Origin of the sequence: Desulfosarcina variabilis str. Montpellier (assembly GCF_048565275.1) — a bacterium.
Lineage (GTDB): Bacteria > Desulfobacterota > Desulfobacteria > Desulfobacterales > Desulfosarcinaceae > Desulfosarcina > Desulfosarcina variabilis.
In genome coordinates, this window is the sequence record NZ_CP159846.1 from 4,940,067 (window position 1) to 4,955,942 (window position 15,876).

At 49.2% G+C, this 15,876-nt stretch carries 15 protein-coding genes; 10 read left to right on the forward strand and 5 right to left on the reverse strand.

Translation table 11 applies throughout. The features are described 5' to 3' along the window. Positions 1 to 21: 21 nt before the first annotated feature. Positions 22 to 1,893, forward strand: coding sequence for a glycosyl transferase (locus Dvar_RS22260; RefSeq protein WP_419655322.1), 1,872 nt, complete (start codon positions 22 to 24; stop codon positions 1,891 to 1,893). Here Dvar_RS22260 and Dvar_RS22265 read toward each other — a convergent pair. Both Dvar_RS22265 and Dvar_RS22270 read right to left on the reverse strand, forming a co-directional pair. After that, positions 1,877 to 2,269, reverse strand: coding sequence for a type II toxin-antitoxin system VapC family toxin (locus tag Dvar_RS22265; protein ID WP_419655323.1), 393 nt, complete (start codon positions 2,267 to 2,269; stop codon positions 1,877 to 1,879). The genes Dvar_RS22260 and Dvar_RS22265 overlap by 17 nt on opposite strands. Further along, the gene (locus Dvar_RS22270) at positions 2,266 to 2,508 is read right to left on the reverse strand and encodes a type II toxin-antitoxin system Phd/YefM family antitoxin (protein ID WP_419655324.1); all 243 of its coding nucleotides are present in this window, start codon (positions 2,506 to 2,508) and stop codon (positions 2,266 to 2,268) included. The genes Dvar_RS22265 and Dvar_RS22270 overlap by 4 nt, the downstream gene beginning before the upstream one ends. Positions 2,509 to 2,607: 99 nt before the next feature. On the opposite strand from Dvar_RS22270, the gene Dvar_RS22275 reads away from it, so the two are divergent. Both Dvar_RS22275 and glmM read left to right on the forward strand, forming a co-directional pair. Next, entirely contained in the window at positions 2,608 to 3,807 is a 1,200-nt protein-coding gene (locus Dvar_RS22275) for a protein GlmU (RefSeq protein WP_419655325.1), read from the forward strand. Positions 3,808 to 3,834: 27 nt separating this feature from the next. Beyond that, positions 3,835 to 5,199: a phosphoglucosamine mutase gene (gene glmM / locus Dvar_RS22280; protein WP_419655326.1), complete on the forward strand. Its 1,365-nt coding sequence runs from the start codon at positions 3,835 to 3,837 to the stop codon at positions 5,197 to 5,199. Between the two features lie 141 nt (positions 5,200 to 5,340). On the opposite strand, the gene Dvar_RS22285 is transcribed toward glmM, so the two are convergent. Further along, the gene (locus Dvar_RS22285) at positions 5,341 to 6,036 is read right to left on the reverse strand and encodes a Bax inhibitor-1/YccA family protein (protein WP_419655327.1); all 696 of its coding nucleotides are present in this window, start codon (positions 6,034 to 6,036) and stop codon (positions 5,341 to 5,343) included. Positions 6,037 to 6,212: 176 nt separating this feature from the next. Here Dvar_RS22285 and Dvar_RS22290 point away from each other — a divergent pair, with 176 nt between their 5' ends. The 7 genes from Dvar_RS22290 to fusA all read left to right on the forward strand — a co-directional run bounded on the left by Dvar_RS22290 (position 6,213) and on the right by fusA (position 13,970). Beyond that, entirely contained in the window at positions 6,213 to 6,506 is a 294-nt protein-coding gene (locus Dvar_RS22290; protein ID WP_419655328.1) for a hypothetical protein, read from the forward strand. A 77-nt stretch (positions 6,507 to 6,583) separates the two neighbouring features. Then, positions 6,584 to 7,954 carry an exodeoxyribonuclease VII large subunit gene (gene xseA / locus Dvar_RS22295; protein WP_419655329.1) on the forward strand — a complete coding sequence of 457 codons (1,371 nt, stop codon included), beginning with the start codon at positions 6,584 to 6,586 and terminating at the stop codon, positions 7,952 to 7,954. 11 nt (positions 7,955 to 7,965) lie between these two features. Continuing rightward, positions 7,966 to 8,202 carry an exodeoxyribonuclease VII small subunit gene (xseB, locus tag Dvar_RS22300; protein ID WP_419655330.1) on the forward strand — a complete coding sequence of 79 codons (237 nt, stop codon included), beginning with the start codon at positions 7,966 to 7,968 and terminating at the stop codon, positions 8,200 to 8,202. 2 nt (positions 8,203 to 8,204) lie between these two features. Continuing rightward, positions 8,205 to 9,098, forward strand: a complete 894-nt coding sequence (locus Dvar_RS22305; RefSeq protein ID WP_419655331.1) for a polyprenyl synthetase family protein — start codon at positions 8,205 to 8,207, stop codon at positions 9,096 to 9,098. Positions 9,099 to 9,119: 21 nt separating this feature from the next. Beyond that, entirely contained in the window at positions 9,120 to 11,048 is a 1,929-nt protein-coding gene (gene dxs / locus Dvar_RS22310) for a 1-deoxy-D-xylulose-5-phosphate synthase (protein ID WP_419655332.1), read from the forward strand. Then, the gene (locus Dvar_RS22315) at positions 11,045 to 11,791 is read left to right on the forward strand and encodes a TlyA family RNA methyltransferase (RefSeq protein ID WP_419655333.1); all 747 of its coding nucleotides are present in this window, start codon (positions 11,045 to 11,047) and stop codon (positions 11,789 to 11,791) included. Before dxs ends, Dvar_RS22315 begins: the two co-directional genes overlap by 4 nt. A 112-nt stretch (positions 11,792 to 11,903) precedes the next feature. Further along, positions 11,904 to 13,970 carry an elongation factor G gene (fusA, locus tag Dvar_RS22320; protein ID WP_419655334.1) on the forward strand — a complete coding sequence of 689 codons (2,067 nt, stop codon included), beginning with the start codon at positions 11,904 to 11,906 and terminating at the stop codon, positions 13,968 to 13,970. Between the two features lie 78 nt (positions 13,971 to 14,048). On the opposite strand, the gene Dvar_RS22325 is transcribed toward fusA, so the two are convergent. Together Dvar_RS22325 and Dvar_RS22330 are read right to left on the reverse strand one after the other, a co-directional pair. After that, the gene (locus Dvar_RS22325) at positions 14,049 to 14,720 is read right to left on the reverse strand and encodes a thermonuclease family protein (protein ID WP_419655335.1); all 672 of its coding nucleotides are present in this window, start codon (positions 14,718 to 14,720) and stop codon (positions 14,049 to 14,051) included. 23 nt (positions 14,721 to 14,743) lie between these two features. Continuing rightward, on the reverse strand, positions 14,744 to 15,841 hold the full coding sequence (locus tag Dvar_RS22330) for a radical SAM protein (protein ID WP_419655336.1): 1,098 nt from the start codon (positions 15,839 to 15,841) through the stop codon (positions 14,744 to 14,746). Positions 15,842 to 15,876 lie beyond the last annotated feature (35 nt).

Consider the following 15,876-nt stretch of genomic DNA (forward strand, 5'->3'; position numbering starts at 1 on the left):
CAAAGAAAATTCATAAAAAACATGATTGAAACAACACAACTGGGTTATGGTGTGCTCGCGTTCCTAATCTCACTGATAATGACCCCGGTGGTGCGCCTGGTGGCCATCAAAAACGGCTGGGTCGCCCGTCCCAAAGAAGATCGATGGCATAAAAAAACCACTGCCCTGATGGGAGGAATCGCCATTTTTCTTGGCATCGGCATATCCATTTTGATTGGCGGCGATTTGTATGCTGCTTTGAGGGAAATTACCTTCAACGGGCAAGGCAAACCCGTTTTACCGCTGTCCATTGTTGTTTTTGGCGGAACGTTGATTTTGTTTCTGCTTGGCTTGGCCGATGATTTTGTCAATCTAAAGCCGCAAACCAAGCTGATAGGTCAAATAACCGTGGCCAGCGTAGTGATTTTTTTGGGATTTCGCCTGAACTGGTTTACATCCCTGACCTTGGATACCATGTTTACCCTGATTTGGATTGTCGGCATCACCAACGCCTTCAACCTGTTGGATAATATGGACGGGCTTTGTGCGGGCGTGGCCATGGTGGCCTGCATGTCCATGGTATTTTTATACAACGGCATCAATCCTTCAGCCTGCCTGTTGGCATTGATCGTTGCCGGTGCCTGCCTGGGGTTTTTAATTTATAATTTTAATCCAGCCTCCATTTTTATGGGGGATTGTGGAAGCCTGGTGATTGGGTTTGCCATCGCCGTGTTGAGCCTGCAATATGGAAAAACGGCCATTTTAAATCCGCTTTCCGCGTTTGCCGTTCCCCTGCTGATCCTTATGGTGCCCATTTTGGACACCACGTTGGTTACTACCATCCGTTTGTTAAGCGGCCGAAAAGCATCTACCGGTGGGCGCGATCACACCTCCCACCGATTGGTGCTGATGGGGCTCAGCGAGAAACAGGCCGTGCTCATCCTCTATGGTATCGGTGCCGTGTCCGGGCTATCGGCTGTTTTTGTCAGCCGCAGCGATAGCTTGACTTCACCGGCCGTGATTATCCCCGTTGCACTGTCTACCCTGTTGATGGGCATTTACTTGTCGCAATTGAGGGTTTACCCGGAAAAAGAGTTTTCGGTTCTGCGGGGACATAAATACACGCCAATATTGATCGAGCTGACCTACAAACGCCAATTGGCCATGATTGTGCTCGATCTGGGATTGGTTGCGTTTTCTTATTATCTGAGCTACCGACTCAGGTTCGATGGAACTGATTTCGCATTTTATTTCAAGGTATTTTTAAAGTCTTTGCCTGTGATTATCGCCATTAAGCTGATCGTTTTCTTTTTTGGCGGAATATACAAGGGGTTTTGGAGATACCTAAGCACAAGAGACGTGTTTCTTTATATTCGCAGTTCCACCATGGCCACCATTTTGGCGATCACCTGCGTCACGATCTTGTTTCGCTTTAAAGACTTCTCAAAAGGGGTTTTTATCATTGACTGGCTGCTGACAACGGTTTTCATTTTAGGTACGCGTGGATCGTTCCGGTTCTTTACGGAAACCATGAAGCGTAAAACCCTTGCCGGAGATCGGGTAATTATTTACGGCGCAGGGCAGGGGGGGGAATTGTTGATGCGCGAGATCATCAACAACAAATCATTGAATCTCAATCCGGTGGGATTTTTAGATGACGATCCGCTTAAGATCGGAAAAAAAATTCAAGGTTACGCCATTTTAGGCAACTTCGAAAAACTGCACGATTTAGTAGAAAAATACGGCATTCGAGGCGTGCTTCTTTCATTCAATGGCCGGGCCAACCAAAACGCTTGTCAAACAGCGCTTCAGTATTGTCGCAAAAATGGGTTGTTTGTTAAAAAATTTAAGATAGAATTAGAACCGATGGATCTGACCGCCGAACACCATGACGTTGCTACCAGATTGAATTAACATGAGGATAGGCGAGAATCTTTTTATCAGCTGTAAGAATCGTGTATTTTTTTATCCGAGCGGTTGCGGTAATAATACGATCAGCGGGATCTGCGTGAAAATTATCTGGCAAGGAATAGGCTTCTTCCATAATTTCAAGGCTGACGCTTTCAACCTGCCATCCATTTAGGTCAATATAATGTCTAAACCACTTTTTCCAGTGGCGATCGATAATAACACGTCCCCGTTCAACTGAGCAGGCAAGTTCTGCCACACTGATCGCAGAAACACTGATTTCAGATTTTTCAGCAGTTAAGAGCTTGACAGCATTTTGCGAAATGGCAGTGGGTTCAGAGACGGCCCATATAATACAACATGTATCTAACAGCAATTTCATTGACAGTGCATGTCCCAGCTGTCTTCAGGGATCAAGGGGTCGGTCAGATCGGCTTTTATTTGAACCGTGCCCATCCCACAACCGAGCTTGGTTTGATTGCTCTTTGATTTGGAGTGATGAGGAATAATCATTGCAATTGGAATATTGCGTTTGCAAATAGCAACCATTTCGCCTTTTTCGACGAAGCTAATGAATTTACTTAGGTTGTTTTTTAATTCGCCAATATTTGCTGTTTTCATAGCCTTAATTTAGGCCAAGAACTTGGCCAAGTCAATAAAAAAGAAACCTTATTCATTTTGATATCAAAAACATATTGTAATGACCGTTAAAGTAAGAAAGTGATTGATTCTTTGAAACAGTATGACATCTTTATTGAAGTGGACGTGGATCGCAGCCGGATATCCGATGCTGCCACCATTTATCCAGGTTGCAAGATCTTTGGGAATCAGACCCTGATTTGCGAGGGTGCTGAGTTGGGTTATGAGGCACCGGTCACCATAAAAAACTGCTTTGTGGGGCCGGGTGTTAAACTAAAAGGCGGGTATTTTGAAAATGCTGTGTTTCTGGAAGGGGCCAATGCTGGATCGGGGGCCCATGTCCGGTCTGGAACCATTTTTGAGGAACAGGCCAGCATCGCCCACACCGTCGGTTTGAAACAAACGATTCTTTTTCCCTTTGTCACGCTTGGCAGCCTGATCAATTTTTGTGATTGTTTCATGGCCGGTGGCACGGATCGTAAAAATCACAGTGAAGTGGGCAGCTCATACATCCATTTTAATTACACACCGAACCAGGATAAAGCCACAGCATCATTGATTGGTGATGTGCCAAAAGGGGTGATGCTGGACCAGAACCCGATCTTTCTTGGAGGGCAGGGCGGCTTGGTGGGGCCATGCCGTATCGTCTATGGTACGGTAATCGCTGCGGGTTCTATTTATAGAAAAGACCAACTGAAACCTGATCATCTTGTGTTTGAGGGCGTCAACAGGGGCGGAAGTGTTCCTTATTCCACTGGCATTTATAGAAATGTCAAACGGCCGACAATCAACACTATCATCTATCTGGCCAACCTGGTGGCCTTGATGGCATGGTACACCCAGGTCAGGCGACAGTTTGTGGACGATCCGTTTCCATTGGCACTTTACGAGGGACTGGTTCAAACGCTCGACGTGGCCATCAATGAACGCGTCAAGCGATTTGTCGCCTTTTGTGAAAAACTACCATCCTCTACTCAGCTTTACAAACAGCAGATGGGGGATCGTGCTTCTGCTGGATTGATTGAGCAAAAAGAACAACTGTTCAACAAAAGACATCAGGTGGCAGACCTGATCCAGCGCCACATAGAAACAATCAAGAAACAAGAGCCCGTAGCATTTTGCAAAATCATCAAGAAGAAAAAAGAAGCACAAAAATCTGATTATTTATCGGTTATCGCGAACCTTCAACCGGAAGAGCGTAGCGTGGGAACCAAGTGGTTGCAGGATATTGTAGAAGAAGTCGAAAAAGAATTGCTGGAAGTATTCTCAACCATTCAATAGTTAAAAAAAGTAGATAAAGGATACCTTGTGGGAAAATTGTTCGGAACAGACGGGATTCGAGGGGGCGCCAATCAATATCCGCTGGACTGCTTGACCGTGGCTAATATCGGCCGTGCAATCGCTTTGTTTTTTAATCAAAACCAGAAAAACGGTGCCGGTCGTTTTTTAATCGGACAGGATACGCGAATTTCCGGCGATATGCTCGTTTCAGCGCTTTCGGCCGGAATATGCGCAATGGGAAGTGATGTCTGTCTTGCCGGTGTGATCCCCACACCAGCAGTTGCCTATCTGACAAAGACGATGAAATTCGATGCCGGTATTGTAATATCCGCTTCCCACAACCCGTATTTTGATAACGGAATCAAACTATTTAAAAAAGATGGCGTCAAGCTTTCCGATGACATGGAAAAATCCATCGAACGCCTACTGGCCGATGCGGATTCTCTATGCAGGCAAAGCGAAGCCATTCAACGCACAGGGACGATCGAGCGGATTACGGATGCCGGCGACCGCTACCTGCAATTTTTGACGGATTGTCTTTCAGGAGAGCAACCACTTCAAGGGCTTAAACTTGTTGTCGACTGTTCCCATGGAGCGGCAAGCCAGATCGCGCCTGATTTTTTTAAACAACTTGGCGCCGAAGTAAAAGCGCTTTTTTGTTCACCCGATGGAATCAATATTAACGACCATTGTGGTTCACAGCATCCTGAAACTTTAGCAAAAACGGTGAAATTCGAGAAAGCGAATCTTGGTTTGGCCTTTGACGGCGATGCCGACCGCCTAATAGCGGTGGACGAAAAGGGCAGGGTGCTGACTGGCGATCAAATCATGGCCATTTGTGCCAACCATCTGTGGGCCAAGGGGGCGCTTGCCAATCCTGTGGTTGTTACCACGGTAATGAGTAATCTGGGATTGGGGATAGCCCTGAAAAAAATGGGGCTCCAGCATATTCAAGCCAAGGTCGGCGACCGTTATGTCATGGAGGAGATGGTCAAGACGGGTGCCGTCATGGGCGGCGAGGATTCCGGCCACATGATTTTTTTAAATCATCACACCACAGGGGATGGAATGTTGGCCGCGTTGATGTTGATCGATGCCATGCGCTCGTCTGTAAAACCATTATCCGAGCTGTCCAAGGTTATGTCCGTGTTTCCGCAATGCCTGATCAATGTTGATGTCAAATCCAAACCGCCGATCGACTCGGTTGAGGCCTTGCAGAAAGAAATCGAACGCGTAGAAAACCATTTGGGAGAGAACGGACGCGTACTTGTCCGCTATTCCGGAACCCAGCCTCAATGCAGGGTGATGGTCGAAGGGCCATCCGACGATGAAACCCATACCTTGTGCCAACAAATTGCAGCAGTGGTCGAAAAGGCGTTGGGGAAAAGCTGAAGGGTGTGCTCCAATGTTACCCGTAATGAATCTGCCTATTGCTGAAAGCTAAACGGCTAATCGCTCAGTTTGGTTTAAAATACAAACCCCGAATCACTTTCTTGGTGATTCGGGGTTTTTGATTTTTACGGAATAACTGTCTTAATCTCGACTTCCACCAAAGATCATCAACAAATACTGAAACATCAGGATAAAATCCAGATACAGGGTCAATGCTCCAATGATGGCGCCTTTGCGAACAACCGCTGCATCCAGGCCGGCGGGCTGGGACATGGCCATGCCTTTGAGTTTCTGCGTATCATAGGCGGTCAAGCCGGTGAACACGATTACGCCGATATAGCTGATAATCATCTGCATGGCCGGACTTTTGAGAAATATATTGACGACAGAGGCAATCAATATACCGATCAGGCCCATAAACATAAAGTTTCCCACTCCGGTCAGATCACGCTTGGTCACCCAACCAAAGATACTACACACGGCAAACGTGCCGGCACAGATGAAAAACGTCGAAGCGATCGAAGACATGGTGTAAGCAAGGAAAATAAACGATAGGGTCGCTCCGTTTAGCGCCGCATAAAACATGAACATGCCGGTTGCAGTGGACGCTTTCATTTTATGAACCCGTCCGGCGAGCATGAAGACCAGTGCTATTTCTCCGATAAAGAAAATCCAGCGTGCCTGATACACAAACCTAAGCACCGGTTCATTGTGAGCGACGAACCACGCGACGACGCCGGTTAAGGCCAGTCCGATCGCCATCCAATTGTAGACGCTGCGGACAAATGAATTCACGCGGATTTGCGCTTGGGTTCTTTCCATTGGAATCGACTGCATCGAAAACCTCCATATGATTTTTTTTATGTTTTTTACGTTATTATCGAAACAACTGGAATATAACACAGGTCGCTTTATTTTCAAGAATAAAGCTGATATATGACGAAAAGCGTTTTTAGCCGCGAATGGTCAATCAACCGCAACATTGAAGCACGCTTGATGGTCGATCAAATGCAATGAAACCAGAGCAAATTTATCAGGATCTTAAAGACTTAGCTGAAAAATTGGACGTCACCGTGTCCGAGCAGAGTTTTCGAGCCAGTGGCTTTCCCGTAAGAAGCGGCGCTTGTTTGATCAAAGGAAAAATGCACTGCATTATCGATCGTAATATTGGTTTGCAGGGCAAAATAAAAGTATTGGCCAAAAACCTGGTCAATTTGGCCCATGAAAATATTTACGTGAAGCCCGAAGTCAGGGACGTGATCCTTAAGTATGATAAAGGTGAAAAAAAGCTGGAGGCCAAAGCATGAAACCGAAGCATAAGCCGGCTTAGATGATCATCAATTTTACATAATATATCTTATCAGACGTTGTTTCTATTTTATCCATGACATTCAGAGACACCCCCGGACAGCAAGCACGGCAACATATTTTTCAAGTTAGTGAGCTCAATGGCCAAATCAAGCGCTTGCTTGAAGAAAAGTTTCCGTTCATCTGGATATCCGGCGAAATTTCGAATTTCAAAACACCGTCGTCAGGCCATTGTTACTTCACGTTAAAAGACCAATCCAGTCAAGTCAGTGCGGTAATCTTTCGTGTCCAGGCCCAGGCATTAAAATTCAGGCCTGAAGACGGGATGTCGATCGTTGGTCTTGGACGCGTCAGTGTGTATGAGCCCCGGGGCAGCTACCAGGTTATCTTTGAGTACATGGAGCCCCAAGGTGTGGGTGCGCTTCAAATCGCCTTTGAAAAACTCAAACAAAAACTTTCCGATGAAGGACTTTTTGACGAGCGGCACAAAAAAGAAATTCCTTTCTTGCCGCACAAAATAAGCATCGTCACTTCGCCGACTGGTGCAGCCATCCGCGATTTCATCAACGTGGCCCAGCGGCGCTTTCCCAATTTAGCGCTTGAAGTGGTTCCGGTTGCGGTCCAAGGCGTCCGATCGCCAGGCGAAATAATTAATGCCATTGCGCTGCTAAACCAAATCGGCACCACCGATGTGATTGTTCTGGCGCGTGGCGGTGGATCCATAGAAGATCTTTGTGCATTTAACGACGAGGCACTTGCCAGAGCCCTGTTCGCCTCCCGGATTCCGATTGTTTCCGCAATCGGGCATGAAACGGATTTTACCATCGCCGATTTTGTTGCCGATCTACGGGCCCCCACCCCATCTGCAGCAGCGGAAATAACGGTTCCTTTGAAAAGTGAGCTACAAGAACAGATCTTATTTATTAAACAAAAACTTTATAAAAATATTAATTACAATCTGATATTATTAAAAAAAAATATCGATTCAATCTCACTTCGAATCGTTCACCCCAAACGCAGGCTGCAAGATCTGCGTTTGGGGATTGATGATTTTACGGCGCGTATTAGCCTATTGATCCGTGAAGCATTGGCGCGTAATAAGGAACGGGTGGATTATCGTTATCGGGCGCTCATTCAGGCATCACCGGCAAAAACGGTGCATTATGAAAAAGCGCGTATCATGACCCTGTATCAGGCATTGAACGGCCAAATGGACCGGATTCTCAAAAAAGCGCATGATGATTTGGCACGTCATACGGACATGCTTGAGGCTTTGAATCCGCTGGCCATTTTGAAACGTGGGTATAGTATTACCCGGTCTGTGCCCCAGCGAACCATTGTGCGCAATGCCCGTCAGGTAAAAATCGGCCAATCCCTTGAAATCGTGCTGGGGCGCGGCCAATTGACAGTCAGCGTCGAAGACAAGCAATCAGATGCATATAAATAAGGTAAAAACACATGTCCCCTAAGGCCAAACCGAGTTTTGAAAAATCGATCAATGATCTGGAAAAAATTGTCAAGGCATTGGAATCAGGAGACCTTCCGCTGGAAAAAGCCCTTGAAAAATTTGAAGCGGGGATCAAGCTTTCCCGTTACTGCAACGAGATGCTGGATGAAGCCGAAAAACGGGTAACCCTTCTGATGGCAGACGATACCGGACAGCCTGTGGAAACGCCGTTTAACGTGGAGTCCTGATCATGTTCGACTTGAAATCGTATTTGGCCGGTGTGCGGCAGATGGTCGACAATGGGCTGCAACAGTACCTGGGGGACACAGCCTCGGACGTACGGATCATGCAGGCCATGACTTACTCTGTCATGGCCGGTGGCAAAAGACTGCGCCCGGTGTTGTGCATTGCCGCCGCCGAAGCGGTCGGTGGTCAACGTCAACACGTCCTGCCCCTGGCCTGTGCCATTGAGATGATCCATACCTACTCATTGATTCATGATGACTTGCCGGCCATGGACGACGATCAAACGCGACGCGGCAAGCCGACCTGTCATGTCAAGTTTGATGAAGCAACGGCGATTTTGGCCGGTGATGCCCTGCTGACCCTGGCTTTCGAGATCCTGGCCGATACCGGCAGCCGGAAATCCGCCGATGAGCGCACCAGCTGGCTTACAGCCATCTCGGAAGTGGCATCCGCTGTTGGCTTCAAGGGGATGATCGAAGGTCAGATGCGCGATATCACCTTCGAGGGAACCGTGCTTTCCGAAGCCAGTCTGGAAACCTTGCATCGGCTGAAAACCGGGAGGCTAATCGAGATTTCGGTGGGTACAGGTGCCCTTCTGTCCGGTGCATCCGCAAAGCAGCAGGCGGCCCTGAAAACCTATGCACAGCGCATCGGTCTGGCTTTTCAGGTCGCCGATGATGTGCTGAACATCAAAGGTGATCCCGAGCGGTTGGGTAAAGCCACGGGAACGGATCAGCAGCGCGGCAAGAATACGTATCCAGGGTTGCTGGGCCTTGACGGTGCCGAACACTTGGCCGGCCAACTGATTAACAATGCCTTGAAGGCAATCGATACTTTTGATAATAAAGCAGATTCTTTGCGGGCCATTGCACATTATGTCGTTGAACGGACCCGATAAATCGTCAGGGAGCTCAAAACCTTGTCTTCTTTCACACCGTTGTTAAAAAAAATCAACTCTCCCGCCGATCTCAAGCAGCTGAAGCGATCGGAACTGCCTGAACTGGCCGAGGAGATTCGCAATACCATCGTTGATGTGGTCTCGGTTTCAGGCGGACACCTGGCCTCCAGTTTGGGCGCCGTGGAACTTGGGATAGCGCTTCATTATGTGTTTGATACGCCCAACGACAAAATCCTGTGGGATGTCGGTCATCAGGCCTATGCCCACAAATTGCTCACCGGACGCCGCGACCAGTTCCCTACCCTGCGTCGCCATGGTGGTCTTTCCGGTTTTACCAAGCGCAGTGAAAGCGAACATGATGCGTTTACGACCGGACACAGCAGTACGTCCATCTCTGCGGGATTAGGGATTGCCTGTGCCAAGCGCCTGAAGAAGGATCCTGCCAAAGTCGTAGCCGTCATTGGCGACGGCTCCATGACGGCCGGTCTGGCCTACGAAGGGATGAACCAGACCGGCGATACCCACAATGACAAAGATCTGATTGTGATCTTAAATGACAATGAAATGTCCATTTCCCACAATGTGGGGGCCATTTCATCACTGCTCAGCCGGACCTTTTCCGCGTCCAAGTTGCAGATCATGCGCAAGGAATTCGGTGAATTTCTCAAGTCCTTGCCCCGCATCGGTGAGAACGTCTACCAATTGGCCAAACGCAGTGAAGAATCCTTTAAAACCTTTGTTACGCCGGGAATGCTCTTCGAGGCCTTTAATTTCGAGTACTTTGGCCCGATCGATGGGCACAATCTCGATCACCTGATCGACATCCTAAAAAATATCAAAAAAATGGATGAGCCGGTATTGCTGCATGTGCTGACCAAAAAGGGCAAGGGGTATCGCCAGGCGGAACAGAACCCGGTTTATTTCCATGGTGTTGGATCGTTTGACATCGATACGGGAATCTGCCGAAAAAAGGCCACGGATATTCCTAATTATACTGAGGTATTTGGTCAAACCATGGTCGAGTTGGCCCAAAAAGACGACAAAATCATCGCCGTCACCGCGGCCATGCCCGAAGGGACCGGACTGGTCCCCTTTTCCAAGGCCTACCCGGACCGTTTTTTCGATGTGGGCATTGCCGAGCAGCATGGTGTCACCTTCGCCGCCGGCATGGCCACCGAAGGTTTTCGTCCAGTGGTGGCCATCTATTCGACTTTTTTGCAACGCGCCTATGATCAGATCATCCATGATGTCTGCATCGAGAAACTACCTGTGGTTTTCGCGCTTGACCGGGGTGGTATCGTCGGTGAGGACGGGCCCACCCATCATGGTCTTTTTGACTTATCTTTTCTAAGATCGATCCCCAACCTGGTCGTCATGGCACCCAAAGACGAAAATGAATTGCGTCATATGCTGGCCACGGCAGTGGCCTTCAACGGGCCCATTGCCCTTCGTTACCCTCGTGGCCGGGGGGTTGGCGTGGATCTGGATGACGAATTGTCTACGATTCCCATCGGCAAAGCGGAAATTCTCAGCCAGGGAGACGACTTGCTGATTCTGGCCGTCGGCAGTGGGGTTGATGAAGCGGTTTGCGCAGCGGCCCTGTTATCGAAAAATCATCAGATACAATCCACGGTTGTCAATGCCCGCTTTATCAAGCCATTGGATGAAGCCCTGATTTTGCCTTTGGCCGATTCGATTGGCCGCGTGATCACGATCGAGGAGAATACGCTTGCCGGTGGATTCGGTAGTGGCATTCTTGAAATACTGGCTGATCACGGCATGGGGCATGTTCACGTCAAGCGCTTAGGCGTCAACGATCGTTTTGTGGAACATGGTCCCCAAAACAGTTTGCGCTGCGACTATGGATTGGATGCGGCCGCCATCGTTAAAGCAGCGCTTGAGATGCTGGGGCAAAAGGAATCGGAATTATTACGAATCCATCATAATTGAAAAAACGAATCGACATTTTACTGGTAGAAAAAAAGATCTGTCAGAGTCGGCAGCGTGCCAAAGCCATGATCATGGCCGGCCGCATTCTTGTAGATCAAAAGCTGTGCGACAAAGCCGGTGCCCAATTCCCGGAGGATGTTGTCATTACGGTCAAAGGCGAGGATTTGCCATATGTCAGCCGAGGGGGGCTTAAGCTGGAGGCGGCCCTCAAGGCCATGCAAATGGATTGTACCGGGTGGATCTGTCTGGATGTTGGGGCCTCGACCGGCGGATTCACCGATTGTCTGCTGCAACAGGGGGCTGCACACGTTTTTGCCGTTGATGTGGGCTATGGTCAACTGGCATGGTCACTTCGAACCGACGCACGGGTGACGGTGATTGAACGGACGAACATCCGCAAAATGGATCCGGCCCTGATCACCGCCCCGATCGATCTAGTTACCATTGACGCATCATTTATCTCCCTTAAGATTGTTGTTCCATCCATCCTCCAATACTTGAAACCCAATGCTGTGATATTGGCGTTGATCAAGCCCCAGTTCGAAGCGGGTAAAGGCAAGGTCGGCAGAGGCGGGGTGGTCAAGGATCCGGCGCTCAGAGAAAAAATCATCGACGACCTGCGCCGGTTTTTTAACGAGCGGTCGCTGATTTGCGGTCCCGTTGTTCCCTCCCCCATTCTTGGGCCCAAAGGAAATCAAGAGTTCATCATCCGCCTGCACCAAGCAGCAGATTCCGGATTATAATCAGGATTTTGGGCTTGCTTTTTTTTGGTTGCCGATCTATTAATATTGGCTTTAGACAAATTCTGCCAACCTTGCAGAAAATACCATGGAGAGAGGAGCTTGAGTGGGTCAAATGAATGAAACCTTAAGAAATGTTGCACTGGTTGCCCATGGGGGGGCTGGCAAAACCTCCCTCGCGGAAATCATGATTTACAAAGCCGGCATGACGACCCGTATCGGACGTGTGGAAGACGGCAATACGGTAATGGATTTCGAACCGGAAGAGCTCAAGCGGCAGGCCAGTCTTTCCAGTGGTTTTTTTCAACTGCCTTGGAAAAAACATACCATCAGCCTGATTGACACTCCTGGTGATCAGAACTTTATCTCTGATGCCAAACTTTGCATGCAGGGCGCCGAGGTGGCTCTCATTCTGGTGGATGCCGTCGACGGTGTTAAAGTTCAGACTGAACAAGTGGCTGAGTTCGCTGCCAGCTATAACATGCCTTGTGTGATCTTTATCAACAAGCTGGACCGCGAAAGAGCCGATTTTACCAGCGCCGTTGATGATGCGGTGCAATGTTTGACTCCCAAACCCATCATCGTTCAACTGCCCATCGGCGCCGAAGCGGATTTTAACGGTGTTATCGATTTGATCGGCATGAAAGCCTACAATTACGATGACAGCGGTAAGGCCACACCAATCGATATCCCGGCCGACATGCAGGACACCGTTGAGACCGAGCGCGAAACCCTGATTGAAAATATCGCCGAAGCCGACGATGAATTGATTGAACGGTACCTGGAAGGTGAAACCATCACCAACCAGGAACTTCGGGACACCCTGAAGAAAGGCATTCTTTCGCGGACTTTTGCACCGGTGCTGTGTGGGTCGGCAACCCATGATATTGGCGTGGACCTTCTGATGGACTTTATCACCACCTGTCTCCCCTCCCCGCTTGAATGTCCTCCCAAAGCGGGCGTCAATCCGGCCAAGGATGAACCCATTGAACGCAAACCAGATGAAAACGAACCGTTTTCCGGCTTTGTATTCAAGACCGTTGCAGACCCGTATGCCGGTCGCCTGACCATTTTTAAGGTGGTTTCAGGGAAACTGGGCAGTGACGGCAATTTTTACAATTCCACCAAGGAAACCAAAGAGCGCTTCAACCAGCTTCTGACGGTCAACGGAAAAGAACAAAAACCGGCCAAAGAAGCCGGCCCGGGATCCATCGTGGCCGTGGCCAAGCTCAAGGAAACCAAAACCGGAGACACCTTGTGTGACGACGGCAATAAGATTCGCTACACCTGCGCTGAGCCCATGCCCACGCTGATTTCTTTTGCCTTGGAATCCAAGGCCACCGGTGATGAAGATAAAATATACATTTCACTGACCAAACTGCTTGAAGAAGATACTGCCCTGAGATTGGAACGAAATGCGGAAACCAAGGAAATTCTGCTTTCCGGTTCGGGCCAGGTGCATATCGAAAGCACTATTGAAAAGCTCAAACGCAAATACAACGTGGAAGTTTTGCTCAAAACCCCCAAAATCCCCTACCGTGAAACCATCAAGAAAAAGGTCCGCGTGCAGGGCAAGCATAAGAAACAATCCGGTGGGCATGGACAATACGGTGACTGCTGGATCGTTATGGAACCCCTTCCCCGGGGGGCGGGGTTCGAGTTTGTGGATGCCATCGTCGGTGGCGTAATTCCCAAGCAGTATATTCCAGCCGTTGAAAAAGGGATCGTCGAGGCTTGCCAAAAAGGCACCCTGATCGGTGCCCCCTGCGTGGATTTCCGCGCGACGGTGGACTTTGGTAGCTACCATGCCGTTGACTCTTCTGAAATGGCCTTTAAGGTGGCCGGTTCCCTGGCATACAAGAAAGCCTGCGAAGAGGCCAACCCCGTGCTGCTAGAGCCCATCATGAAAGTCACCATCACCACCCCGGATGAGTACATGGGCGACATCATGGGCGACATGAACTCTCGTCGTGGACGCGTGCTGGGGATGGATTCGGCCGGGAAAAACCAGATCATCAATGCGGAAGTACCGTTGGCTGAATTCCAGACCTATGCACCGGATCTGCGATCCATGACCGGTGGTCGGGGGATGTACAGCATGGAATTCCTGCGCTACGACGAAGTGCCGGCACAGATTGCCAACAAGGTCATCGAGCAGCTCAATGCGGAAAAAGAAGAATAGCCCAATTTTTTGGACGAGCACTAATTAGACTATTATGTAAAAACGAAAACGGAAGGGCTGCTGCCCTTCCGTTTTTTTTTAAGGAAACGCAATACATTCCCTGGCCGGAGAAAATCCGGCCCAGAATGCCGCCCACTTGTTCTTGAACCAGACCTGGTTTTTGGAGGACATGGTCTTTCCTTTGGGGCAGTCATGGCTATGAAATCGCTTTGACCGGCGGTTTCCCCGATACGGCTTATCCGGCACCTCATCTTTTTGAATATGCTGCCAGATTCCTCCCCCATTTTCCATGGCATCCCGTTGGGCATCGATCAGGACCTTGGTTTGGCTGACGTTCGGCCATTGGACCAGTACATGGGCGCAGCCTTTTTTAACCAGTTCAGCATTCACAAAAAGTCCATCGCTTCGATAAACATAGGCCAGCGTCCGGCCGTACCGGTCGGTTTTTTCCTGGTCAAAGACAAGCCGCAGCCGCTGGTCCTTGACAAGCTGCTCGTTGGCCGATCGAGCCGGGTTGCCCATGGGTTCACCACGCTGGTGATGATGCGCTGTTTCCGGGGCATCGATTCCTATATACCGCACATGCCGGCCATCGCGTAAGATGATGGTATCCCCGTCCGCCACCCATTTCACGGTTACCCATTGGGTGCCAGCCGCATCCGCAGGAAAGGCAACGCCGGCCCAAAACAGCAGACCGACAACCAAGCTGATACAACTCCACACCGATCGATTCAACAATGTCATCTTCATAAAAATCTTCTTCAACAAAACCATCATGGATTCAGGTTGCATATGGCAGCAGCGCTGTTGTCCAGCAAGCGTCCTAAACCGCCATCCGGTGCTGGAACCCAGTCCATGGTCTGCTGCCAAACTTGATCATCTTCCATGCAATAATAGACCGTCACATCAGGTGCGGCCTTGCGAATCCAGTCCACCATTTGCCGGTACAGGGCAATGCGTAGGGGCTTGAAATAGCGCATCTTATTATCCAAGCCGGTAATGAATTCGCCGTAGGCAATTTTTGATGCGGGAAACCGCTTGGCGATGACGGATTTGAGGGGCGGCATATAGCGGAAGGTACCTATGCTGATCCAAACGATGTTTTCCGGAGATACTTTTTCGAACAGCATGTTGACCACCTGCTGGTAATCCGCTTCACAGCCGGGGTAAATGACCATTGGGTCAAAATGAAAGGCCAGCGGGTACCCACACTGTTGGCAGGTTGACGCTGCTGTAAGACGCGCAGACAGCGATGCGGTGCGTCTTTCTTCATGCTTCATCACATAGGGGGTATTCAGAGACCAGGCCAAAATGGTTTTTCGCTGATGATCGAGCCCCTTTAATCTTTGGATATTGACGGTTTTGGTTTTAAGTTCAAGCACCGCCTTGTCCTGGGCGGCAAAACGGCTGACCAAGTGCTCGTTCAGGTCCGTCCACGGTTCCCAGATCAAACTGTCGGTAAATTCACCGGTTCCCACCCGTGTGATGCGTTCTTGCAGAAAAAGATCGTCAAGTTCTGCGTCCAGGTCTTCCCGATTGACAAAAAACTGTAGTACCGGCGGGTGAAAATAGGATTGCAAAATACAGTAGGAACAGTCCATGGTGCAAAACGATGCCACATGCAATATCTTGTAATCACAACAGATGTATTCCCGTGTGCCTGGGCATTTTTTAAAAAAGCCACCTTTGTTACGGGTCAGGTAGAGCACCTGCTTGCCGGTTGCAATCGGATCGGCAGAACGATTGACATACTGGAATAAGGTGATAGGATCCTCGATCTTTTCCGTTGGCAGATTGAGCTTGCGGCAAATCTGCTGGGTTTCCGGATAAGACTCGATGCTGGTATCGACAAATAAAGTATGTATGGACACGCGTCTTTTCTCTTGCTCAATAGGTCAACGCTTCA

What these genes read in the sequence shown, in the direction of transcription:
- Dvar_RS22260 (WP_419655322.1), top strand. Translation starts at nt 22, where the DNA reads ATGATTGAAACAACACAACTGGGTTATGGTGTGCTCGCGTTCCTAATC.
- Dvar_RS22265 (WP_419655323.1), bottom strand. Translation starts at nt 2,269, where the DNA reads ATGAAATTGCTGTTAGATACATGTTGTATTATATGGGCCGTCTCTGAA.
- Dvar_RS22270 (WP_419655324.1), bottom strand. Translation starts at nt 2,508, where the DNA reads ATGAAAACAGCAAATATTGGCGAATTAAAAAACAACCTAAGTAAATTC.
- Dvar_RS22285 (WP_419655327.1), bottom strand. Translation starts at nt 6,036, where the DNA reads ATGCAGTCGATTCCAATGGAAAGAACCCAAGCGCAAATCCGCGTGAAT.
- Dvar_RS22290 (WP_419655328.1), top strand. Translation starts at nt 6,213, where the DNA reads ATGAAACCAGAGCAAATTTATCAGGATCTTAAAGACTTAGCTGAAAAA.
- xseA (WP_419655329.1), top strand. Translation starts at nt 6,584, where the DNA reads ATGACATTCAGAGACACCCCCGGACAGCAAGCACGGCAACATATTTTT.
- xseB (WP_419655330.1), top strand. Translation starts at nt 7,966, where the DNA reads ATGTCCCCTAAGGCCAAACCGAGTTTTGAAAAATCGATCAATGATCTG.
- Dvar_RS22305 (WP_419655331.1), top strand. Translation starts at nt 8,205, where the DNA reads ATGTTCGACTTGAAATCGTATTTGGCCGGTGTGCGGCAGATGGTCGAC.
- fusA (WP_419655334.1), top strand. Translation starts at nt 11,904, where the DNA reads ATGAATGAAACCTTAAGAAATGTTGCACTGGTTGCCCATGGGGGGGCT.
- Dvar_RS22325 (WP_419655335.1), bottom strand. Translation starts at nt 14,720, where the DNA reads ATGAAGATGACATTGTTGAATCGATCGGTGTGGAGTTGTATCAGCTTG.